The following is a 22,598-nucleotide window of genomic DNA, read 5'->3' on the forward strand; positions in this document are numbered from 1 at the left end:
TACTGACGGTACAAACTTACCCTAAATTTGGCTTTGCGCCCAAAATGGGCAAGAACACGTGCGTGCTCTAGTGATAGGTGAATTTAGTATGAGGGGGAGTTTTTAACAGGAGATTCCCCAATGTGGACCATACACTCTGTCGGTGATTCGGCATTCTTGGAGCAGGTTTTGATAGCCGTTTCCATGATCACCGGAACCGGCGATTTCACACAAATGGCATCGGTAGGGCTGCTTATCGGTGTCTTAATAGTTTTCTTCCAATCTATTATGAATGGAGCCAAGGAAATACAGATTGGCACTGTTTTGGTGGCATGGATTTTCTATGCTATGGCATTTGGACCATCCACGACTGTCCTTATTGAAGATGCGTACTCTGGCGAAGTTCGGGTCGTTGATAATGTCCCAGTGGGGCCAGCAGCGGTTGGTTCTGTTGTCTCAAATGTCGGGTACTCAGTTACAAGCCTGTTTGAGCAGGGGTATTCATTTATTTCACCGGCTTCGACACAGAATCGATTTGCCGACTCCCTTCACCTGATAAATCAGCTTCAAGATGCTGCCGTTAACCCGGTTGTATTTAAAGCAATGGATAACGCTGTTGGTGGAGAGGGTGTCAACGTCGAGCTTTCAATTCACAACTACATACGAGAATGCACGCTAACAAAAATTGATTTGCATCAAGCGTCAATCCAAGACTTATTTACCGCCCCTGCAATGCAGGCACTTCGTTTTGAATCAGACTTATATGGAACTCGGCTTTATCTTGGTGGCTCTCCCCAGGATTACAATTGTTCTGATGGGTTTGTGGCGCTTAGCAACGCACTGAATGAAGTTAAAGGCAACTATTTGGTTCATGAAGCCATCGAGCGAGGAATGAGAGACGCTAGTGGCGATGTCGCTGGAGTCGGTGTGTCAAATCGCCTTTATGATGCATTAGCGAGTCTTGGCATGACGGGATCTAATGCTCAGGACTACATACTAACAACCGTGCTTAAGCCGATATATGAAGATGCTGCCCAGGGAAAGTATCAGGATATGCGGGATTACTCGTCGGCAATTATGCTGAACCAAGCAATCCAGCAAAGGAATACTCAATGGGCTGCTGAACAATCAATGTTTATGACCATCGTTCGCCCGATGATGACGTTTTTCGAGGGGTTCGTTTATGCCGTAACACCTCTGGCTGCATTCTTTATGTTGATGGGCCGGTTCGGTATCGGTTTGGTGGGAAAGTATTTGGTGACACTCGCATGGATTCAGCTCTGGATGCCGGTGTTGTCAATTATTAACCTCTATATTCATATGTCCGCTACAGGTGCGTTGAGTGCCCTAGAGAACGACCCGTTTTCCACGTTCCACGGAATAAGCGAGGCATACCAGATAACATCTAATTGGCTTGCAACGGGAGGCATGTTGGCTGCGGCCACTCCAGTGATTACTCTGTTTGTTGTTACCGGCTCCACTTACGCAATGACTTCTCTCGCTGGACGCTTGAATGGCGGTGACCATATCAACGAGAAAATCACTACTCCCGACGCCATTAAGCCCTCAGCAGCGTTGGACATGATGCCGAAATCTCAATTTGATGACTTCCGAGGGCTTCAACTTACCGGTTCCGAGAGCATGGTGGATAAGGTGAACGTCGGTAACATGCTCAGTAGTGCGGTTAGTTCCTCCCAGGCATCGTCAGCCCAGGCAACACAGTCATTTGCATCCCAGCTTTCTAATTCGGTTTTCTCTGGGGCCTCTGCTGAACAAAGCTACGCTCGTTTACAAGGGCTTGGGCAATCCCTTCGTGCATCTGACTCTTCACAGGCACAGGCGATTTACGGCCAAGCTCAGGATTACGCTCGGCAATATGGCTTGAACGAGAGTCATACAGATGCCATTGCAGGAGCCATCGGTATGCAGGCCAGTGCGAACGTCGATGCCGGGCAGGTTGCGGGAGCCCTGTTGGCTGGCCCTGCTGGCATGGCAATAGCAAAGGCTGCACCTGTCGATGTAAAAGGAGGTATTTCCGGATCGGCAACTTCTACGTCCACTGATCAACGTCAGCAACTGACAGGTGATATGGACCGGCTTGCCAAAAATGTCGGTTTCACTGATAGCGATTCAGCAGCTTTGACTAGGGATATAGCTCGTCAGGTCAATACGCAGAGTGGTCAGCGCTTTACGAACTCTCTTGGAGAGGAGCAGCGTGAGCAGTTTTCTGAATCCGCGACCCAAGCCATAACAGCACAAAATACTTATCAGCGTCTCGCCAGCGCTCAATCGAGCATTGGAACGACGAGTGCAATGGATATGAGAGCCCTAGCGGAGACAGTAACCAGCAGTCCTGAAGCTCATTCACAGCTAAGAGATGGGATGCGGATGGCTTCACCCGAAACACGCCAACTTGCGGCTGAGAAATCCCAGTTTTATGAAGCGTTGGGAATGGATTCAGCAAGAGCAACCGCAGGTGGTCAGCTCTATGCGCTTCTTAACTCTGGTAAAGCATCGGAACAGGCTATTGCTGCCGAAACCATCGCAAGTGCTACGGGCAGCGCGACAACCGTGAAAGATTCCAATGCACAGCAAGATCTTTTGGAAAGCTCTCCAGCGATAACGCATGGGATAGGTGCGCGAGAGCTTCAAGAACCCCAGAACATGTCGAACGAACAAAGAAATCAGGCAAGGGCAGGCGTGCCTGGGGAGAGCGTAGTGCTTCAGCGTCATAACCAAAACCTAAGCCACGTAGAAGCGGCAGACTCTGAAAACAGAGACGACTACCGGGGAGAGCGGCTCGGTGCTCTGAGAAGTCAAATTATGGCGTCTGAAGTCGAGCCATCTACCTCGGCGAGTATCTTCTCTACTACCGAGGGTATTGGCCGATTCTTCGACCAAGTAGTTGGTGGGGTTAGTGCTGGAGCAGGCGGTTTCTCGGATGATTTCGCAGGTTCGATGGAGCACCTAGCGGCCATGACTCCCCAAGAACGCGACCAGTTTATCGCTGATTCAAACCGTGGTGATCAGTACATCCAGGATGAGTACGGCGTAGCGGGTCATATCGCGACTGGAGCCGCAGACCTGGGGCGTTCGATTATCGGTGCCGGAGTCAGCGGATACACAGCGGCCAAAGAGTGGATTACTGGAGAAGGTGATTTGTCGGAAGCTGCTAAAGACATGTCCATTAGGGAACGTGGAATGTTCTTTGCGGCAGCGTTTGCCAGTGCATCGGAGGAAGGTGCGGAGCACGCACAGCGTTTTGTTGAGCAATACGGTGACGAGTTCCGTGAGCTGGCAGCCCAAACGGCTGTTAATGAGCATGGCCTTCAGTCTGAAGCCGGTGCGCAACTGTTTGCGTCGTCGCTACTGGGAGCAAGTGACGGGCGTGAAGCTGAATACAGGCAGCAACTTCAAAGTGAGTTCGGCGGTGACGCCGATCTGGCAAACAAAGCAGCAGACATTATTGAGGCTTCTGCGGGTGCCGGGCGCGAGCAGGCCGGGGGTTATCTGATGCCAGTAAGCCGCTATATGGCTGTACAGAATGGAGAGTAAAGGAGCGTTTCATGAAAAGAGAAGCTGTGGCAGTGATTGATAAGATTATTGGACACGCGGAAGCGGGCGAATTCATGGCACCCTGCGGGGAAAAGATGAGGATGCGAATATACGCTCATAGAGAAAATATGCGCTCGATCATTCTGACTAATGCTCTGCTTGAAAAGCTGGCGAAGAAAGCGGGTGTAAGGGCGTTCGAAATGAAGATCGCAGCTCTAAGCGTTCGGTTACCAATCGGGCGGAGATATGACACTAGGCGATTAGCGGGAAAAGGGATTGAAATTTTGTTAACTCGATAACGTACCTTAGAGAGCTGGTTTCATCCAGCTCTCTTCTATTGGCCTGTCCAAGGTTGACCGTCCCATTTTTCAAATTGCGATCCTGAACCATCTGGCGATGTGAACGGAATCCTGTCTATTTGGCTGTCATCCCAAACTGACGAACGATCCTGCTGTGATGAATGTACGTTGCAACCTGATTGTGCGTTCCTTCTGCTAACAGTAAAGCTCAAAATTAACGCGAGCGGAATGAGCGATAATATCAAGCCGCCGATGCCAGCAAGTTTGTAACTAACGAACAAAGTTGAAAGGACGAAGATTAATAGTTTCATAGCCTATTTTCCGATGAAAATTACCCTAACTTAAATCCTACCCCTGTTCTCTATAAATGCAAGTCGCTCAATATTCTGTTCAAATAACCATAAAATGATACTGTAAAAAAACACAGTAAAACCCCTTGCATATCCGGGATCTCGTGGTATTTATATTGATATGTTTTGCAATGCTTTGCTTTGATTGAGGAGTAGTTATGTTTGCTGAAAAATGTCTTTGGTTTGTGCTTGTAGGGTTCATTTACTTTGTTATAGGACAGTTGCTGACTTCAGGTGATTTAGCCTATTTTGCACTGTCTGTTGCCGGTGGGGTTGCACTTACTCTGTATCTGCCAACGTCTTACAAGAAGCGATTCGCAGAGGAGGCGTAGCAATGTCACCTCTACTTTCAATGTCCGATCTGGATAACCAGGCTGCTCAGATTACTGAGCAGCGCCCAGACCAAAATGTGTTTGAGTTGGATCTCACCCTTTGGAACCTGCTGGCAACTCTCTGCCGCCATGCTCCGAGTGTGGCCAGAGAACAGTTTTCACTACCACAAAGTACGGTTGTGGCCTTAGCTGTCACGCCATCTCACGAATTGTCCAAGTTGAGTTCAGGCGTAGTTTTAAGCTTTCAGTTACACACGCCGGAACCGGACGTATGTGATTTCCTGTCCGCTGAATACGAACGTGCTATTCCACCTGGTTTCGCAGGAATGGAGGGTGTGGAGCGAGAGTTTGACGTGACGTACTGGCTGACACTTAGAAACTTGGCCCGCCGAGACGCTCCAATGGCCGCAACCGCATTTGGTGTCAGCCAGTCACTGGCGAAGGCTGTGGCCGAGGCCACTGACAATCAAATCCGTCAGTTGGTGACGGAGATCTGTACAGCCTGCACCCTAAGATTTGACCCACAGGTTGTCGAGGGCCTGTTGCCTTCAGCAGACCTTCGGAAACGCAGACAGGGGTTCTTCATCAAGTATCAGCAGTGCCTGTCGGTAGGAGGTAACGTATGAATACCCGTAACAATCCGTTGCACCTGTGGGTTCATGCACGTGAGATGGCGTTAATGGGTTATGTAACCCGCATAATCATTCTGGAAACTGGGTTGACCGATAAACAGGTGCGCAGGATTTACCGAGATCTGGAAGACGATGGGATGGATGTCAGCAAAAACAGAGCTTCCAACGCTATCAAAAGTGGTGCTTCTTTGGTAACGAATCAGCTTTCCAAACTCCATGCTTCGCTTCTGATGGGGTTCTATCGACAGATAGGTGGAAGGCCCGTTGAATCCTCGACCTGCATTGCGGCGCTGAATCGCGCATATCGGATGTATCGTGCAGCCATCGCGGAGATTGCCCCTGTCAGCTCACCGATGGGCAAGGAGGCATTTCAGATGTTCACAATTTCGGATGCCTGGTGCTTAGCGTCGGAGATGCGGTCTGGGGACGCGATGTTTGAGCATTGCTGCGACTGCGGGTGTGAATTTTTCACCTCTGTGAATCAGGCGACGGGAATACACTGCCCGCACTGTTTTCATCCTCAGAATGCGAAGGGTGCGGCGATGCCAGCGGTTGAAGTCTTCGCTGAGCCAGCTTGAGCTACCTTTGAAAAACTTTCACATGTGAAAGAAAATTTGGCCAATTTAACGTTATGCGCCCAAAACGGTAAATTACACATCCGCTGGGAGCGCCGGATGCTCGATATGATCTCTCGAAAAGATTTTCGGAGAGGTCATTATGCGAAATTCACCAGGCTTGATGAGAGCCATTGCCTACCTTTTAACTGTCACCACGACTCTGATGCCCCTTCACGGCGTGGCTCAAGAGTCACCTGAAGTTGATAGCCAGGACTTTTTAAGTCAGCTCGGTCGCGAAGGCCAGAATCTGGGTATGGAGCTTGGTAACGAAGCCAAAAACACTCCAGCCAAGGTCCAGAACGGGCAAATCACCATCCCCACCATGGACGAAAACGGTAACCTGCAATACCAAGGGGGAACTCAGTTCAGCGTTCAAAGCCTGTACCCAGGCAGCAACCCTTCCAATGCCTCGGTGCAGAACGAATATTTCTCTGATGGCGTAGCCCCTGACCTCGACCAGCTCCAGGGGATCTATGACTCGGAAGAGGGGATGGGCGAAACCGGTAGCGAGGCAAAGGACTCCCTCTGGGAAGATGCCTACAGCGACACCCCCTCTATCTCAGGTGCGGCGTATAAAGTTCTGGTGGACTCCTCAAATCAAAGTCGCCCGGATTTCAGTTCCGACCCGATGTTGGGGCTCACCAACGCCACATACGAAAACATTGATGTGATCGCTGAGGGCTTTGGTGACTGTTCCGCCGAAACAACCTTCGATGAAATCACCATGTCGGTACATAACCCGGAGTACGAAACCTGCGACCGTGTGACCGACAAAAGCGCCACCTGCGAGGTCATTCACGACTATGAAGCGGCAGTGGTCAAGCACCATGACGGTCCATACAACATTTCACCATGCGATGGTGCTGGCGGTGGGTGTTCTGACGTGTGGATTGGTAAGGTGGGAGACAACTACTGGAGTGGTAGCTGCTCGATTTACGAAGAATTCACGGAAATCAAAGTCGTCAATCCTGCTGCCATTACTCAGGCTACGTTGATACGTGCCAAGTGGGATGACTACATGCAGATATGGATTGGTGAGCCTGGCGAAGAAGTAAAGGTATGGTCTGGTCCCAATAACAATTTTCCTCCCGAGACAGCCGGTAAGTGTGAGCTGAGTACAAGCTGGGACCAAAATCCTAACCTCGACCTGACCAGTTACTTCCGAAACGCGCCGGAAGACTCGGTGATTCGCTTCAAAATTCGCGTATCCGTCTCCGGCGAGGGTGAAGGCTTCGGGAAGATCCGCATTAAGTACGACCCCTCCAAAGCCATCATCAAAGATGAATGGTCACCAGATAGCTGCATCGAATCTGCGACTGGCGTGGTGGATGGTTTTGCAGAGGGGAGCCTGACTTGCGTGGACGACCCGCGTGACGCGGAAGGCTGCACCTATACGAATGGCATCAAAATCTGCGAGGACAGCCTGAAGCCTTCTCCCATTCCTGGTATCCCCAACCTTTGCAAGAAAGTCGCCGTAGATGCGGACTTCGATTTCTACAAAGGGGATATGGAGTGCTACACCGATGTCAACGGTGAGGAGCAGTGCCCGGTCAACGAAGGCGGGAATCTAAATACGTGCCAGCAGTACGAAGAAAACCCGCAGTGCGGCTTTATAAGCTCGGAGTGTGTTGATGGTGCTCAGGGTAACTCCGGTGTGTGTTACGTCAAAGAGGAGACGTGGGACTGCGGGAGTAGTGTGGACATCGACACCATAGAGAAAAAAACCGAATACCAGTGTGGTGGAGCTATCCGCTGCATGGGGGACGACTGCCTAGACCCGACACAATCCACCGACCAGACCGCGAACTTTGCCAAAGCCTCGGCTTTGCTCAATGCGGCGCAGTTCATGACCCAGGATATGAGCTGCACCGGCCAAGATGACGATGGCAACGCAACCGGTGAAGAGAACGTGACCTGTACTGCGTTCGGGGGCGAGGCTGGCGAATGCAAGATTGCAGTCGGCGGAGTGTCGGACTGCTGTGAGAAACCCTCTAACGTGAGCATGGCTGATTACCTGATGATGATTCGTCAGGTTCCGAAGCTTGATGGTGCGGTATTGGCGCTTGAAGACACCAACGTCATCAAAAGCTCGTACCAAACCCTTCGTGATCCAGTTATGAATGCTTGGACGGAGGTATCTCAGCCGTTCACAAATTACATGGATAACATCTCTGGTGCTGTTGAGGAGATATGGTCGCCCATCGAGGAACTGAAGAACCAGCTCATAGAAAAGCTGAAGGAGCAGGCTAAAGGTATGTTGCAGGACGTGATGGGTAATTTGGCCCAGGATGGCGCGACCGAGGCGGCAGCCACTGCTACAGCAGATAGAGCGGCTGAGGAGGCAATGACGGAAATGGCGAACCAAGCCGCTTCTATGCTGGGTGCGGCGATGACGGTCTACACGGTGTACGTGGTCGCTGTGGCCGTAATTCAAATGGTCTACGCCTGTGAGCAGGAAGAGCTGGAGATGAACACCAAGCGGGCAACGGATAGCTGCACCTACGTTGGCTCCTACTGTAAGGAAGAGGTTCTTGGGGCCTGTATCGAGAAGCGTAAAGCGTACTGCTGCTTCAATTCACCGCTGTCTCGAATCATCCAGGAACAGGTTCGGCCTCAGTTTGGTCAGGACTTCGGAACTCCTAAGAATCCGAGTTGTGGAGGTATTCCCTTTGAGCAAATCGCTCAAATCAATTGGGATGAGGTAAATCTCGATGAGTGGCTGGCTATTCTTCAGCAGAACGGTCAGTTCCCCAGTGGAGCCAATTTATCTATGGATGCCCTCACAGGTTCTGGCAGCGTCTTCAATGTTGATGGGGACCGTTTGCCTGCTGATCAGCGTGCAATGGATCGCGTTGATGACATAGACGTGGACGCAAAGCGTCGGGAGGCAATGGACAAAATAGAAGTGAATCCGGGCGGTCCGGGAAGCTAACGATAAAAATACTGAAAAACTGCCTTATGCGCCCAAAATGGTAAAAAGCGCGTTCTTCGGTCAAAGGTAGTTAAACCGAAAATAGCTCCTAGAGAAATCGAAGGAGCTATTGTTTATGAAATCCCAAAAGAAAGATCGAGGGGCTGGCGTTGAGTCAGACGTGCTTTTAACGGTACGTGATGTCCAACAACTTTTACGCATTTCCAATCCGACGCTGAGCCGCATTCGGGCAGATAAGAACGCTGATTTTCCAAAACCCATTGCCGTAACCACAAAAGCGGTCCGCTGGAAGCGCGCCGACGTAGAGGATTGGCTTGAGCGTCGGAAGGTGGATTGATGGGAGGCAAGCCGTTTACTGCCTACCATCAAAGTCTTATTGAGCAGGCAGAAAATCAAGAGCTGAACCCTGAAACATGGTTCATGCCGCAATTGTTTTGCCAACTTAGCCCATTACCGGCGGCCAATACTGATAAAAACCTTTTTCAGCGCACCAATGGCAATGTCAAAGTATCGGTATTGTCCAGCGAGCGTGTTCCCGCAGGGGGCCTGGTAAGGCTTTTGTTGGCATGGTTAACCACACAAGCCAAGCGACAGAGGAGTCCTGAGCTAGCGATTGATACAAGCCAAAGCCAGTTCCTGAAAAGTCTTGGACTAAGCAATAGTGGTCGATATGCAGCTCTACTGCGCGAACAGGTCAATCGTTTGGCTCGCTCTACATTTCAGATAGAGAGAGTGGTTGGAAACGGGGTAGAAATTGAGAATATTCTTGTATCCCGTAAGGCGCTTATCTCAATGCGCCATGGCAAAAATTCAAGCTGGTCATCAACAATCAGCCTGGATGAAGAGTTCTACCAAAGCATTTTGAGCAATGCTGTGCCAGTTTCCGCCCACGCGATCAAAGCTTTGACTAAAAACCCGCTCGCCATCGATTTCTACTGTTGGTGGAATTGGCGAGTCCACTCGATGTCGCGCAGAAGGCAGATTGAAATCCCGCTTGATGCCCTGAAGCTTCAGTTCAGCAGTGAAACGAAGGAGCGGAGAGACTTCCGTCGAAAGCTGGAAAATGCCGCTATATTAGCGTCTATTTTCCATCATGAGATTTTCAACAGCACGCTTTTTCAAAGCGATAAACTGATAATTACCAAGACGAACCCTCATATCGCCCCTAAGTGAAAAAGCCTCGGGGCGAATCCTTCTTTGTTCGCATCTCCTCATTCAAAGCCCTATCTCGTCTACTTCGATTACGGTAATTATGATAATTACAGCCCCTACGGGCGGTATTCTGGTTGAGTCGAATTCGCTCCCATGGTGGATAACCCTGTTTATAACCAATGTTATCCACGTCACTAGCGCCACGCAGTAGCCAAGCCTGTGAAATCAAGGGCTCCGGCGAGTTTTGGCAAGTTATCCACGACACTAGCGCCACGCCAGTCACGTCACTAGCGCCACGCCTGTACGACACTAGCGCCACGCCTATAATTGATTTTTTAACAATAAACCAATGAATCTAAAGGAAAAATCGTTGCATTGGACAGTCTGCAAGTAGTTCTTTCAAGTAGTTTTAAACAAATAATAAATTACAATTATTGGTGACAGGGGAAATGTGGACAGTTAGTCGGTCGGACTGACGTAGGCACTTTCCAGAAAATTTTCTCAATTCCGCTCAAACCGCCCAAAATGGGCAAAAGCAGACCCGTCGTTTCGCACCTCTCTCCTTCATCATAAACCCATCAAAGCGAATCAAAGACAATGTGGGTGAATGATGTCTGAAACAGAACAGTTATCGTGCGTGATGAATGAATTGGCAGAAATCAAAAAAATCTTGGCTGATTTCGTTTCGGGAACAGCGTCGAACGACACCAGTAACGTGAACCTCCCTCCTTCTGGAAAGGAGTATCTTACTGTCGATGAGGCGGCAGCTTTGATCGGTTCAAAGCGGAGCTATATCTACAAGCTGACTCATGAGAAGCGAATCAGCTTTACAAAGCCGGGGGGGAATCGTGTATTGATTAAACGCTCGGACCTTTTGGATTGGGTTGAGGCCAACCGCATCAAATCTCAGAAGGATGTGCAGAACGACGTTGAGGAGTTTATGAAGAACTCTCGCCGTCCTGGACGTAAAGCGCCTAAGCGATAGCCATGGGGACTGCCTGCCCGCAATGGGAGCATCTGTTATTCTCACTTTCACGCTCTTTGAATATGTCTGGAAAGCTTCTCATGGCCGTTACTCGACGGCTTTCGAGAATATCAGCATAGTCTTCAGTTGTTCTCAGCTCTGAGTGTCCAAGGAGCCGAGAAAGAGAATAAATATCAACACCACGGTTAAGTTGGGCTACGGCGAATGTATGTCTCCCGACGTGAAACGTGACATGCTTTGTTATTCCAGCTCTCATTGCCCACTTCTCTAAAGCCACATTAAAGTAGCTGTTGTATTTTAGGCCGACGAACACTCTGTCTTCTGGTTCGCCCTTTCGATCTATATCCAACAGCTTTACAGCCGAATCTGGAAGGTCCAGATATACAAGGGATTTTCCACCGTTCTTAAGCTTTTTCTGGTCAAAAATGATTCGATAGTGGCCAGGCTCAAACTCTTCGATTTCACTCCATGTGAGTTTATTGATGTCACTCCACCGGAGACCGGTAGTGCAACTGAACAAAAAAGCCCGCTTCAGGACATCGTAGCGACATTCCGCTTTTGTCAACGCTCGAACCTCATCCAGTGAGAGGTAGGTTCGCTTAGTGTTCTCTGGCTTGACACTTTTCACTCGTTGAACCGGATTATCCCTGATGATGCCCTCTCGATATGCTTCATTCAGAGCAGCTCGGATCTTATTGAAGTAGCTCGATGCAGTATTTTTGGCAAGCTTGGTTTTCGATTTGGTGAGCTTCTCCTCCAGTAGGTACTTCCGTAAGCCTTCAAGAAACTGCTTATCAATCTCCTCAAAGGTGAGTTCAGCTCTGCCGTGGTAGTTTCTGAGGTGCTTACCTGCCGAGATCCAGATTGAATAATTAGATGCGCTTCCGGATTCTTTGGTCGAGGTTAATTGGTCGTAGTAGTCGAAGAAGCTTGAGGCCAGTTTCACGCGGTCTTCAAGCTGGAATTTATTGGCATGTGCTTCAACGAGACGTGCAGACCTCGCAGCTTCTGCCTGACGCATCATCTCCTTGTTGTGCTGCCGCTCAGCCTGGGTCTTGGGGTTGTGATACACGTACAGCTCAAGAGGCTCGTAATCCCGCTTAGGCCGCTTTTTTCCGTCCTCCCCTTCGACCACACCGTAGTAGTACACCAGGCGAAGCTGCTGTAGCCCCTTCGAGTTGGGGTTCCGCTTGTTAACAGATACCTTCATGTTTGCTCCAATTTTGATCCCATTGCTCCCGAATTCTAACCTTGGAGCAAATCGGGATCAATTTATAGTGAAACGGAGCAAATTAGAAGAAAACGCGGGAAAAAGGTTTTTGAGGTAAAAGCGAATATTGTCCTTAGAAAACAATAAGTTATTTTGATATGTTTTGATAGGTTTCACGGGGCTTTACCACTTCAGAATGAGGTTCACTTCCCGATACAAAAGCTGGAGAAGATTTTTCCGAGAAGATCGTCTGAGGTGAATTCGCCAGTAATTTCGTTGAGGTGTTGCTGAGTGAGTCGTAGCTCCTCGGCAAGAATTTCGCCGGCAATATGTTGCTGCAATTGTGCTTGGCCAATCACTAAATGGCTATGCGCTTTTTTAAGTGCTTCCAAGTGGCGTCGGCGCGCCATGAATTGTCCTTCCGACGTACTGTGGTAACCCACGCAATGCTTAAGATGTTCCCTTAACAACTCTATTCCATGGCCGGTTTTTGCCGATAGCTGAATCACCGGAACCTCATCTTCATAGTGAAGTTCAGTAGGCTCATGAGTTAAATCCACTTTATTACGGATAACCGTAAATGGCATGTCTTCGGGCAAGCGAGCGAAGAACTCTGGCCATATCTGCTGCGGGTGGGTGGCTGCGGTTTCATTCGCATCAACCATAAACAACACTCGATCTGCCTGTTCGATTTCTTCCCAGGCACGTTGAATACCAATTTGCTCAACTTCGTCGGGACTTTCGCGCAAGCCGGCGGTATCGATAATGTGTAGCGGCATGCCATCTATTTGAATGTGCTCACGCAATACATCGCGCGTTGTTCCCGCGATAGCGGTTACAATGGCAGATTCTCGTCCTGCGAGAGCATTGAGCAGGCTGCTTTTGCCGGCGTTAGGGCGACCGGCAATAACAATGCGCATGCCTTCACGCATCAACTGGCCTTGGCGGGCTTCGTTCTCTATTGCGCGAATTTGGTCGATAATCGCATCAAGATCAGTCGCAACTTTGCCATCACTGAGGAAATCAATTTCTTCATCGGGGAAATCGATAGCGGCTTCAACGTACATGCGCAGTTGGATAACCGCATCAACCAGTTGGTCGACCTTGTAGGAGAACTCACCTTTAAGGCTTTGTAATGCCGCTCGAGCCGCTTGCTCCGAGGTGGTATCAATGAGGTCAGCAATGGCCTCGGCTTGGGTTAAATCAAGCTTATCGTTAAGGAACGCGCGCTCGCTGAATTCGCCGGGGCGAGCAGGGCGTACGTTGGGAATATCCAAAGCTGCCTTAATGATCATGTCGATGAGCACGGGACCGCCATGCCCCTGAAGCTCAAGTACATCTTCTCCGGTGAAGGAATTCGGTCCAGGAAAATATAACGCAATGCCTTCATCAAGCAGGCGTTGCTGAGCATCGTAGAACGGCAAATATTCCGCATAACGCGGTTTAGGACAATGGCCGAGTAATGCCTCGGCCACGGTTTTTGCATCAGGACCGCTTACTCGAACAATACCGACACCGCCACGCCCAGGGGGCGTGGCTTGTGCGACAATCGTATCGTTGGTAAAGCTGTCCATTATCGGTTAGGCCCGCTTTTTTTTCTTCCGTGTCATGATGCCTTTTTTCTCAAGGCCACGGTAGATAATGGTCATTTGAGTGATAGTTAGTAAGTTACTGACCAACCAGTAAAGTACTAGGCCTGATGGGAACCATAAGAAGAATACGGTAAAGATGACCGGCATGTACTGGAACAACTTCTGCTGCATTGGATCGGTAGCAGGGGTTGGTTGCAGACGTTGCATGATGAACATACTGATACCCATCAAAATAGGCAGCACGTAATACGGGTCTTTAGCCGATAAGTCATTAATCCATAAAAAGAAATCCGCATGGCGTAACTCGACGCTTTCTAGGAACACCCAGTAAAGCGCTAAGAAGATCGGTAGCTGCAGAATCATCGGCAGGCAGCCGCCTAATGGATTCACTTTTTCCTCTTGATAGAGCTTCATCATTGCTTGCGACATTTTTTGTCGGTCAGAACCATGACGTTCTCTTAGAGCTTTCATCTTTGGTTGAATCAGGCGCATTTTCGCCATTGACTCGTATTGCGCTTTGGTTAATGGGAACAATAAGCCTTTAACGATTATAGTCGTGGCAATAATTGCTAAGCCCCAGTTCATCAAAAAGCTGTGTAACCACTGCATCAACTTAAAGATTGGCTGAGCAATCCACCAAAGGAAGCCATAATCAACGGTCAGGTCTAAGTAGTCAGTGACCTTAGCCATAGCGTCTTGGTCTTTTGGTCCTACAAAAATCGTTGAGCTGATTTTGTTGGTTTCTCCAGGAGCAATAGTGACCGATGGATAAATCATCCCAATAATGGCTTGATCGCCATTAACGACTCGAGTGAAGAAGGTATTTTCGCTTGTTCCACGTGGAACCCACGCTGAGACAAAGTAGTGCTCTAACATGCCGACCCAGCCTGTTGTTGCATTTAGCTTCAACGGCTTGTCGCGCATATCGTCAAAGTCGTACTTCTCGAATTTGTCTTCTTGGTATGAGTATGCTGCACCGCGATAGGTCGGCATTACCATGCTGCCGCTACCTTCACCCATTGTTTGCTTCAGTTGGCCATAGAAGCGCACATTTAATGGTTGGTCTGACGTGTTTGTGATTTCATAGGATACATCGACGTCATAGTGACCTTTGGTGAAGGTATAAATTTTGGTGAAAACATTGCCGTTTGCATCGGTGTAGGTCATAGGCACACTCAGGGTGTCGCCAGCCATCACGAACTTGTCTTTGTTCACCTTGTAGAGAGGGCGTCCGGTCTGATTATCGATGCCGTTTTCACCAATTAACCCTGATTGCGCGACATAAATATCGCCCGGCGTTTGGTGCAACAACTGGAACCGCTCTTTAGAGCCCTGTGTTTTCGCGTATTGGTTCAGCTCTGCTGCAATAATATCGCCACCGCGCTTGTCGATAGTAACGTCAAGCACATCGGTCGAAACATGAATAACACCATCTTGAGGTGCAAGTTGACGCTCTTGGGTGTTGGGAACAGAACCGTCGTCGCTGACCACGTTGCTAGGAACACTAGCTGCTTCATCGTCGGCGGTTGATGCGGTATTTGTGCTAGTCGTTTGCTCAGTTTTTGCTGGTTGAGTTCCAGGCGCACTTTCCATAACCCAGTTGTTGTATAGGTAGAAAGTAACGACAGCAAACGCAATCAAAAGGATAGTACGTGGCGAATTCATGATGATTTCGTCTCTACTGTTGGCTGAAAAGAGGAAGTTTCCTTCGTTGAGTGTTTCGGTACCGGATCAAAACCGCCGTGGCTACCGGGATGACATTTGGCAATTCGAGTGACAGCCAATTTGCTACCGCGGAGAATACCGTGAGTTTCGATCGCTTCGACCGCATAATGCGAACAACTTGGGTAAAAACGACAACGTGGGCCAAGCAGCGGACTGATTAGCCATTGGTAGAGCTTGATACCGAAGATTGGTATTGCTCGCAACGTTTGCTGAGTTTTCGCCATAAGTAATTAAGCCGTTCGCGTAATTCAGGGTTTTCGAGTGAGGTAATACCTTGCTTGGCAATCACCACAATATCAAAAGCTGGTATTTTATACTGTTTTAAGCGGAAAGTTTCACGAATCTGTCTTTTTATTCGATTTCTATCGACAGCGCGTTTTGCTCGCTTTTTGCTGATTGTGACACCAATCCTTGCATGCTCCAAGCCATTTGGGGTGGCTAGCATGGTTAATTCGGCAGTTACCGCTTTAACAGGGGGTTTTTGAAAGACAGCTTGGAAATGTGCGGGAGTTAACAGACGTAACTCCCGCGAATAGGCGTGATGAGTCACCAAGTGACCTATATTGATGCTTATGCGCTCAATACTTTACGGCCACGAGCACGGCGACGAGCCAATACTTTACGACCATTTTTAGTTGCCATGCGAGCACGGAAACCGTGAGAGCGCTTGCGCTTTAATACGCTTGGTTGAAATGTTCTTTTCATAACGTTAATTCCGTCGGTCAGTTATAAAGCCACTCACGCTGGCCGAACTAGAGAGTACCAAACGTGATGATCAAAAAATTTAGAGCGCGGATGATAAGGGTTTTAGGCGGCTAAGTCAACGCAATTTAGCGGATTAGTTAGGGAAGGATCGCAAACGATCCTTCCGCAAATTCGGTGGGTCAGTCAAAAAGTCAAGTTATCCACAAAATTTGATTGGTTTTTCAATTATATGTGAGTAAGCAATCAATTTTAGTGGGGGCGTCAGCTCGCCTGAGGCGCGATTATATGAACTAAAGTCAATAGAAAAACTTCGATCTAGCGCCGAATTTTATCGCATTTTCCCTTGGATCGTAGGGAGCCGATACAGTACAATCAAATGATTCCCAAATAACTATAACGAGTAGGAGATCAATGTGAATAAATCGCTGTGGCAACAGTGCGCAGAACGCTTGCAAGGAGAGTTGTCAACGCAGCATTTCAACACATGGATCCGTCCGCTTCAGGCTCAGCACGAAGACGAGACGCTCACCCTATTCGCCCCCAACAGTTATGTCGTTGATTGGGTAAAGGACAAATACCTCCAGCAGATCACGCAATACCTCGCGGAGATCTTGCCGCAAAAAACGCCGAGCGTGTCACTAGAAGTTGGAGGGCTCTCCAGCGCAGCTAAGCCGATGGCGCAAGATGTCGCGAAAAAGGCGAATAGTGCGCCTAAACAACCGGCACCGTGGCGGCCATCGTCTGGTCAGGACGACAACATTGCGTTTGAGAGCAACATTCACCCGGAATACACGTTTGACAACTTCGTCGAGGGTAAGTCTAACCAGCTTGCTCGCGCCGCCGCCGTTCAAGTTGCTGAGAATCCTGGTGGGGTTTACAACCCACTATTTGTATACGGCGGTACCGGTCTAGGTAAAACTCACTTATTGCACGCGGTCGGTAACGGTATTTTAGCGCACAAGAAAGACGCTAAAGTGTTCTATATGCGAGCTGAGCGTTTCGTGCAAGACATGGTGAATTCGATAAAGAATAATTCGATTAACGAATTTAAGAAGTACTATCGCTCAGTCGACGCACTATTGATCGATGACATTCATTTCTTTGCAAATAAGAAGGGGTCACAAGAAGAATTCTTCCATACTTTCAATGCCTTGCTTGAAGGTAATCAACAGATCATTATGACCAGTGATTTGTACCCAAAAGAAATTGACGGCGTTGAAGACCGCTTGAAGTCACGCTTTGGCTGGGGTTTGACCATTGCCATTGAGCCGCCGGAGCTAGAAACCCGTGTGGCGATTTTGATGCGTAAGGCACAGGAGCGTGGCTTACATTTACCGCACGAGGTTGCGTTCTTTATTGCCAAGCGATTGCGCTCTAACGTTCGTGAACTCGAAGGCGCCCTTAATCGTGTTGCTGCTAACGTGAATTTGACCGGTCGGGCAGTCACGATCGATTTCGTCAAAGAAGCTTTGCGAGATTTAATTGCCGCGCAGGAAAAGTTAGTTACTATAGACAATATACAAAAGACCGTTGCCGAGTATTACAACATCAAAATGGCAGATATCTTGTCTAAACGTCGCAGTCGGTCGGTCGCGCGTCCTAGACAGTTAGCGATGGCGTTAGCGAAAGAGCTAACGAACCATAGCTTGCCGGAAATTGGCGATGCGTTTGGCGGACGCGATCACACGACTGTGCTGCACGCTTGCCGAAAGATACAAGAATTAAAAGAATCACAACACGATATAAAAGAAGATTATCGTAATCTTATTCGGACACTATCTTCATAGAAGGGGATCGGGAGCATGAAATTTACATTAAGCCGCGACGAATTTTTAAAGCCACTCCAGGTTGTGAGTGGTGCCGTTGAACGTCGACATACGCTACCGATTCTCGCTAATGTTCTTATTCAATGTGACGGAAATGAGCTCAAGCTGACCGGCACAGATCTCGAAGTCGAACTCGTTTCTGCGGTACAGTCGGTCGATGGCGATGCTGGTGAAATCACCGTACCTGCGAAAAAGCTGCTAGACATCGTTCGCAGTTTGCCCGACGGTGCATCACTAGAGTTTGTCGCAGCAGATGACCGGGTAACCCTTCGTTCAGGCCGCAGTAAATTTACCTTGAGTAGTCTTCCTGCGAGTGATTTCCCGAATATTGATGATTGGGAAGGCGATAGTCACTGGGTGATGGAGCAGGGTGAATTGCGTCACCTCATGGAAAAGACCCATTTTTCGATGGCCAACCAAGATGTTCGTTATTACCTGAATGGTATGTTGTTTGAAACCGACAATAGCCTGCTTCGTACGGTTGCTACTGATGGGCATCGTTTAGCGATGAGTCATTGTACAGTGAATCAGCCTGGCTTACCGCAACGCCAAGTTATTGTACCGCGCAAGGGTGTGGTTGAGTTACTCCGATTGCTCGCCGATAACGACAGTGAAGTAGAGTTGGCGATGGGTAATAACCATATTCGCGTAAAAACCAAAGACATTACTTTTACCAGTAAGTTGGTCGATGGACGCTTCCCAGATTACCGCAGAGTTCTACCGCAAGGCGGTGATCGCATCGTTGTCGCCGACCGTGACTTATTGCGGCAAGCGTTTGTTCGTGCATCAATACTTTCTAATGAAAAATTTCGAGGCGTTCGCCTAAATCTGCAACCTTCAGAACTTTGCATAACAGCGACCAACCCTGAGCAAGAGCAAGCGGAAGAACAGATTGAAGTTGAATTTAACGGTGAGGCCTTGGAAATTGGCTTTAACGTGAGTTATTTGCTCGACGTGCTGAATAATATCGACGAAGACGAGGTTCGTCTGACGTTAGCCGATTCAAACAGCAGTGCGTTAATTGAGCCGGCGAGCAGCGACAATTCCGTTTACGTTGTTATGCCAATGCGGCTGTAGTCTTGGACACTGACATCCAACGTTTATGTTCATAAAGACGCTTCGTTTGGAGCATTTCAGAAATTTCTCCAATGCGTCGTTATCTCCTTCTAAAGGTATCAACGTTATTGCTGGAGCCAACGGCTCCGGCAAAACAAGCTTGCTTGAGAGCATTTATTGTTTTGGATTTGGTCGTTCATTTAGGCCTGGGAGTTTTCGCCAGCTAATCCAGCATGAACGCGAACAATTTACCCTATTCGCAGAGACTTTAGAAAGTGAAAGTACTCATAAGTTGGGATTTCGGCGCTCTGTCAATGGCGAAACGACGTTGCGTATCGATAGCGCCAATGAACCCAAACTTTCTAATCTTGCTAGGCATGTACCTCTGCAGTTGCTCACTCCTGAATCTGTTGAGCTTATTTTAGGCGGTCCTAAAAATCGCAGACAGTATTTAGACTGGGGAGTGTTCCACGTGGAACATCAGTTTTATTCTTTGTGGGTTTCTTATAGCAAGCTTCTTAAACAACGTAACAGCTTGCTTAAACAGCGACGCTGGCACAAGGAAGGGAAATATTGGGACCAGCAGCTTGCTGATATTGGGGAAAAGATTGATGAGTTACGCCAAAGCTATATCGAACGATTTCGTCCGTATCTAAGCAGATTGATTGTAGAGTTTTTGCCGGAATACGATTTCTCGTTTGAACTTCGTTCGGGGTGGTCAAAACAAGACGCAAGTCTAGCTGACGCGCTAAATCGTCTTGTTGAGCAAGACACAAAATATGGTTATACAACAGCGGGTCCCCATAAGGCAGATTTACGAATTTTAGCTAACGGTGAAGACGCAAAAGTGTTATTGTCGAGGGGGCAGCTAAAGCTTTTAGTGACAGCCCTAAAACTTGCTCAGGGCAGGTTTTTTACTGACACAACATCACGGAAATGTGTGTACTTGGTTGATGACTTAACGGCGGAATTAGACCGACAGAATCAAGCAAAGTTGTGTTCAGCTCTGGTACAATCAGAGTCACAGGTTTTTGTTACGGCGATCTCTGAGAAGCTCACGAATGACTACTTTTCTGAGGTCGCTAATAACGTGTTCCACGTGGAACATGGACGTATTACTGATAAATAAATAGAGATCAAACACTATGGAAGATAACAACTACGGTTCATCCAGTATCAAAGTGCTAAAGGGGTTAGATGCCGTTCGCAAAAGACCTGGTATGTACATCGGCGATACCGATGATGGTACTGGGTTACATCACATGGTGTTCGAAGTCGTCGATAATTCAATTGATGAAGCGTTAGCAGGGCATTGCTCTGATATCGTTGTTACGATCCACTCCGATGGTTCTGTCTCAGTGCGTGATGATGGCCGGGGTATCCCTGTCGATATGCACGAAGAGGAAGGCGTATCAGCGGCTCAGGTTATTATGACCGTATTGCACGCTGGTGGTAAGTTCGATGATAACTCTTACAAGGTTTCAGGTGGCTTGCACGGTGTCGGCGTTTCTGTTGTAAACGCGTTATCTGATAAGTTGCAGTTAACCATTCGCCGCCAAGGACATGTTTACGAACAAACCTATAATCTGGGCGAGCCGGTGGCAGACCTTGGTAAAATTGGTGACACCGATGCAACGGGTACTGAAATTCGTTTTTGGCCGAGCCCAACAATTTTTAGCGACGTAGAATTTCATTACGACATCCTTGCCAAACGCTTACGTGAGTTATCGTTTTTGAATTCTGGCGTTTCGATCATCCTGCAAGATGAACGCAACGATCGAAAAGACCACTTCAAATATGAAGGTGGTATTGCCGCATTCGTAAATTATCTAAATAAAAATAAGACGCCTATCCACCAGCAAACCTTTCATTTCTCTGTTGAGAAAGAGGATGGCATAGCCGTCGAGGCAAGTTTGCAATGGAATGATTCGTTCCAAGAGAGCATTTACTGCTTTACCAATAACATCCCCCAGCGCGATGGTGGTACCCACTTAGCAGGCTTCCGTGCAGCACTCACTCGAACGCTAAATGCGTTTATGGAGAAAGAGGGCTTCACCAAGAAAATGAAGCAATCTGCGACAGGTGATGATGCTCGTGAAGGCCTTACTGCGGTTATTTCGGTGAAAGTTCCAGATCCTAAGTTCTCTTCTCAAACCAAAGATAAGTTGGTTTCGTCGGAAGTGAAGACTGCGGTCGAGCAGGCGATGAACGAAAAACTTTCTGAATTCCTATTGGAAAATCCGAACGACGCTAAAGTGATTGTGAGCAAAATCATTGATGCGGCTCGGGCGCGTGAAGCTGCGCGTAAAGCGCGGGAAATGACTCGCCGTAAAGGCGCGCTGGATCTAGCTGGCTTACCGGGTAAATTGGCCGATTGCCAAGAAAAAGACCCCGCACTCTCTGAACTCTATATTGTGGAGGGTGACTCTGCAGGGGGCTCAGCGAAGCAGGGCCGTAACCGTAAAAACCAAGCCATCTTACCGTTGAAGGGTAAAATCCTGAACGTCGAAAAAGCGCGTTTTGACAAAATGCTGTCGTCGCAAGAAGTTGCGACGTTGATTACGGCTATGGGCTGCGGTATCGGCCGTGATGAATATGACCCGGACAAAACTCGCTATCATCGTATCATTATCATGACCGATGCCGACGTTGATGGGTCTCACATTCGCACGCTGCTGCTGACATTCTTCTACCGTCAAATGCCAGAGATTATCGAACGTGGATACATCTATATTGCCCAGCCGCCACTTTATAAAGTGAAGAAGGGCAAGCAAGAAACGTACATCAAAGACGACCCAGCTTTAATTAAGTACCTAACTAGCTTGGCATTGGATAATGCTTCTCTGCATCCTAATGCCGATGCGCCCGGTATAACCGGTGAGCACTTAGAAACGTTAGTACTGGGTTATCAGATGGCGCAAGAGAATATCAAGCGTTTGAGTCGTAGAATGCCTGAGCGCTTCTTACAGCGTTTGTTCTACGCGCCTAGATTGACCGAAGAGCGGTTAAAAGACCAATCTTATATGGAGCGTTGGGCTATGACACTTAACGACGACCTGACAGCGCGAGAGACCGATTCAGCGACTTACACCATTAAAGTGCAACGTGATGAAGAACGTGGCCTGTTCTTGCCATTAGCGACCGTTCGCCAACACGGTATCGACAATGATTACCCACTAAACTATGAGTTCTTGATGTCGAAAGACTATGAGCAAATTATCGAAGTGGGTGAGCAAATCGATTCATTGGTTGAGGCTGGCGGATTTGTTCAGCGCGGTGATAAGCAACAATCGATAGAGCATTTCGTTGAAGCGGTGGAATGGTTAATCGGTGAGTCCAAGCGTGGCTTATACATTCAGCGCTACAAAGGTTTGGGCGAAATGAATCCAGAGCAGCTTTGGGAAACCACCATGGATCCAGAAACGCGACGGATGCTGAAAGTTACCATTGAAGATGCTATTGGTGCGGACCAACTGTTCACTACGCTAATGGGCGATGAAGTTGAACCGCGTCGAGCATTCATCGAGTCGAATGCGCTCAAGGTGGCAAACCTAGACGTCTAGAATAAAACAGTAATAAAAAAGCCCGCGTCGGAACTGACGCGGGCTTTTTTTGCCTAGCTATGGTTGTAAGACAAAGGTTGCAGCGCAA

General features: G+C 48.5%; 19 protein-coding genes. 13 read left to right on the top strand and 6 right to left on the bottom strand.

The genetic code is table 11. The annotated features are described in order from the left end of the window. Window positions 1-120 precede the first annotated feature (120 nt). From CWI84_RS02560 to CWI84_RS02595, 9 genes are all read left to right on the top strand, one after another. Window positions 121-3,534, top strand: coding sequence for a conjugal transfer protein TraG N-terminal domain-containing protein (locus tag CWI84_RS02560; RefSeq protein WP_126841012.1), 3,414 nt, complete (start codon window positions 121-123; stop codon window positions 3,532-3,534). Between the two features lie 11 nt (window positions 3,535-3,545). Next, window positions 3,546-3,833 (top strand): hypothetical protein, encoded by a 288-nt coding sequence (locus CWI84_RS02565; protein WP_126841013.1) that lies wholly within the window; start codon window positions 3,546-3,548, stop codon window positions 3,831-3,833. A 508-nt stretch (window positions 3,834-4,341) separates the two neighbouring features. Then, window positions 4,342-4,515, top strand: a complete 174-nt coding sequence (locus CWI84_RS11720; RefSeq protein ID WP_157980985.1) for a hypothetical protein — start codon at window positions 4,342-4,344, stop codon at window positions 4,513-4,515. A 2-nt stretch (window positions 4,516-4,517) separates the two neighbouring features. Next, the gene (locus CWI84_RS02570) at window positions 4,518-5,141 is read left to right on the top strand and encodes a flagellar transcriptional regulator FlhD (protein ID WP_126841014.1); all 624 of its coding nucleotides are present in this window, start codon (window positions 4,518-4,520) and stop codon (window positions 5,139-5,141) included. Beyond that, complete coding sequence (locus tag CWI84_RS02575; protein ID WP_126841015.1) at window positions 5,138-5,725, top strand: FlhC family transcriptional regulator; 588 nt, start codon at window positions 5,138-5,140, stop codon at window positions 5,723-5,725. The genes CWI84_RS02570 and CWI84_RS02575 overlap by 4 nt, the downstream gene beginning before the upstream one ends. Before the next feature lie 139 nt (window positions 5,726-5,864). After that, a complete protein-coding gene (gene traN / locus CWI84_RS02580) occupies window positions 5,865-8,696 on the top strand; it encodes a conjugal transfer mating pair stabilization protein TraN (protein ID WP_126841016.1) in 2,832 nt (943 codons plus the stop codon). Between the two features lie 115 nt (window positions 8,697-8,811). Continuing rightward, the gene (locus tag CWI84_RS02585; RefSeq protein ID WP_068811997.1) at window positions 8,812-9,033 is read left to right on the top strand and encodes a helix-turn-helix transcriptional regulator; all 222 of its coding nucleotides are present in this window, start codon (window positions 8,812-8,814) and stop codon (window positions 9,031-9,033) included. Next, window positions 9,033-9,869 (top strand): replication protein RepA, encoded by an 837-nt coding sequence (locus CWI84_RS02590; RefSeq protein ID WP_068811996.1) that lies wholly within the window; start codon window positions 9,033-9,035, stop codon window positions 9,867-9,869. Before CWI84_RS02585 ends, CWI84_RS02590 begins: the two co-directional genes overlap by 1 nt. A 586-nt stretch (window positions 9,870-10,455) precedes the next feature. Beyond that, the gene (locus CWI84_RS02595) at window positions 10,456-10,833 is read left to right on the top strand and encodes a helix-turn-helix domain-containing protein (RefSeq protein ID WP_229694632.1); all 378 of its coding nucleotides are present in this window, start codon (window positions 10,456-10,458) and stop codon (window positions 10,831-10,833) included. On the opposite strand, the gene CWI84_RS02600 is transcribed toward CWI84_RS02595, so the two are convergent. The 6 genes from CWI84_RS02600 to rpmH all read right to left on the bottom strand — a co-directional run bounded on the left by CWI84_RS02600 (window position 10,823) and on the right by rpmH (window position 16,065). Continuing rightward, complete coding sequence (locus CWI84_RS02600) at window positions 10,823-12,043, bottom strand: site-specific integrase (protein ID WP_068812299.1); 1,221 nt, start codon at window positions 12,041-12,043, stop codon at window positions 10,823-10,825. The two genes, CWI84_RS02595 and CWI84_RS02600, sit on opposite strands and share 11 nt — an antisense overlap. Before the next feature lie 203 nt (window positions 12,044-12,246). Next, window positions 12,247-13,617: a tRNA uridine-5-carboxymethylaminomethyl(34) synthesis GTPase MnmE gene (mnmE, locus tag CWI84_RS02605; protein ID WP_126841017.1), complete on the bottom strand. Its 1,371-nt coding sequence runs from the start codon at window positions 13,615-13,617 to the stop codon at window positions 12,247-12,249. A 6-nt stretch (window positions 13,618-13,623) separates the two neighbouring features. Further along, window positions 13,624-15,300, bottom strand: a complete 1,677-nt coding sequence (gene yidC / locus CWI84_RS02610; protein ID WP_126841018.1) for a membrane protein insertase YidC — start codon at window positions 15,298-15,300, stop codon at window positions 13,624-13,626. After that, window positions 15,297-15,584, bottom strand: coding sequence for a membrane protein insertion efficiency factor YidD (gene yidD / locus CWI84_RS02615; protein ID WP_126841019.1), 288 nt, complete (start codon window positions 15,582-15,584; stop codon window positions 15,297-15,299). The genes yidC and yidD overlap by 4 nt, the downstream gene beginning before the upstream one ends. After that, the gene (gene rnpA / locus CWI84_RS02620) at window positions 15,518-15,910 is read right to left on the bottom strand and encodes a ribonuclease P protein component (protein WP_126841020.1); all 393 of its coding nucleotides are present in this window, start codon (window positions 15,908-15,910) and stop codon (window positions 15,518-15,520) included. The genes yidD and rnpA overlap by 67 nt, the downstream gene beginning before the upstream one ends. 20 nt (window positions 15,911-15,930) lie before the next feature. Beyond that, window positions 15,931-16,065 (bottom strand): 50S ribosomal protein L34, encoded by a 135-nt coding sequence (gene rpmH, locus CWI84_RS02625; protein WP_011235863.1) that lies wholly within the window; start codon window positions 16,063-16,065, stop codon window positions 15,931-15,933. Window positions 16,066-16,478: 413 nt separating this feature from the next. Between rpmH and dnaA the strand changes: the two genes are divergently transcribed. The 4 genes from dnaA to gyrB are packed head-to-tail and all read left to right on the top strand — an operon-like array spanning window position 16,479 to window position 22,510. Beyond that, window positions 16,479-17,852, top strand: a complete 1,374-nt coding sequence (gene dnaA / locus CWI84_RS02630; RefSeq protein ID WP_126841021.1) for a chromosomal replication initiator protein DnaA — start codon at window positions 16,479-16,481, stop codon at window positions 17,850-17,852. Between the two features lie 15 nt (window positions 17,853-17,867). Next, the gene (gene dnaN / locus CWI84_RS02635) at window positions 17,868-18,968 is read left to right on the top strand and encodes a DNA polymerase III subunit beta (protein WP_126841022.1); all 1,101 of its coding nucleotides are present in this window, start codon (window positions 17,868-17,870) and stop codon (window positions 18,966-18,968) included. A 25-nt stretch (window positions 18,969-18,993) separates the two neighbouring features. Then, the gene (gene recF / locus CWI84_RS02640; RefSeq protein WP_126841023.1) at window positions 18,994-20,076 is read left to right on the top strand and encodes a DNA replication/repair protein RecF; all 1,083 of its coding nucleotides are present in this window, start codon (window positions 18,994-18,996) and stop codon (window positions 20,074-20,076) included. A 16-nt stretch (window positions 20,077-20,092) separates the two neighbouring features. Then, window positions 20,093-22,510, top strand: coding sequence for a DNA topoisomerase (ATP-hydrolyzing) subunit B (gyrB, locus tag CWI84_RS02645; RefSeq protein WP_126841024.1), 2,418 nt, complete (start codon window positions 20,093-20,095; stop codon window positions 22,508-22,510). The last annotated feature ends 88 nt before the right edge of the window (window positions 22,511-22,598 follow it).

It is taken from the genome of Idiomarina tyrosinivorans, assembly GCF_003987475.1.
GTDB classification, from domain to species: Bacteria; Pseudomonadota; Gammaproteobacteria; order Enterobacterales; family Alteromonadaceae; genus Idiomarina; species Idiomarina tyrosinivorans.

Excerpts from the sequence above, each read along its gene's own strand:
- CWI84_RS11720 (WP_157980985.1), top strand. The coding sequence starts at position 4,342 with ATGTTTGCTGAAAAATGTCTTTGGTTTGTGCTTGTAGGGTTCATTTAC.
- dnaN (WP_126841022.1), top strand. The coding sequence starts at position 17,868 with ATGAAATTTACATTAAGCCGCGACGAATTTTTAAAGCCACTCCAGGTT.
- recF (WP_126841023.1), top strand. The coding sequence starts at position 18,994 with ATGTTCATAAAGACGCTTCGTTTGGAGCATTTCAGAAATTTCTCCAAT.
- CWI84_RS02590 (WP_068811996.1), top strand. The coding sequence starts at position 9,033 with ATGGGAGGCAAGCCGTTTACTGCCTACCATCAAAGTCTTATTGAGCAG.
- CWI84_RS02575 (WP_126841015.1), top strand. The coding sequence starts at position 5,138 with ATGAATACCCGTAACAATCCGTTGCACCTGTGGGTTCATGCACGTGAG.
- rpmH (WP_011235863.1), bottom strand. The coding sequence starts at position 16,065 with ATGAAAAGAACATTTCAACCAAGCGTATTAAAGCGCAAGCGCTCTCAC.
- CWI84_RS02560 (WP_126841012.1), top strand. The coding sequence starts at position 121 with ATGTGGACCATACACTCTGTCGGTGATTCGGCATTCTTGGAGCAGGTT.
- CWI84_RS02600 (WP_068812299.1), bottom strand. The coding sequence starts at position 12,043 with ATGAAGGTATCTGTTAACAAGCGGAACCCCAACTCGAAGGGGCTACAG.
- gyrB (WP_126841024.1), top strand. The coding sequence starts at position 20,093 with ATGGAAGATAACAACTACGGTTCATCCAGTATCAAAGTGCTAAAGGGG.
- CWI84_RS02565 (WP_126841013.1), top strand. The coding sequence starts at position 3,546 with ATGAAAAGAGAAGCTGTGGCAGTGATTGATAAGATTATTGGACACGCG.
- yidD (WP_126841019.1), bottom strand. The coding sequence starts at position 15,584 with ATGGCGAAAACTCAGCAAACGTTGCGAGCAATACCAATCTTCGGTATC.
- CWI84_RS02595 (WP_229694632.1), top strand. The coding sequence starts at position 10,456 with ATGATGTCTGAAACAGAACAGTTATCGTGCGTGATGAATGAATTGGCA.
- yidC (WP_126841018.1), bottom strand. The coding sequence starts at position 15,300 with ATGAATTCGCCACGTACTATCCTTTTGATTGCGTTTGCTGTCGTTACT.
- CWI84_RS02585 (WP_068811997.1), top strand. The coding sequence starts at position 8,812 with ATGAAATCCCAAAAGAAAGATCGAGGGGCTGGCGTTGAGTCAGACGTG.
- CWI84_RS02570 (WP_126841014.1), top strand. The coding sequence starts at position 4,518 with ATGTCACCTCTACTTTCAATGTCCGATCTGGATAACCAGGCTGCTCAG.
- traN (WP_126841016.1), top strand. The coding sequence starts at position 5,865 with ATGCGAAATTCACCAGGCTTGATGAGAGCCATTGCCTACCTTTTAACT.
- mnmE (WP_126841017.1), bottom strand. The coding sequence starts at position 13,617 with ATGGACAGCTTTACCAACGATACGATTGTCGCACAAGCCACGCCCCCT.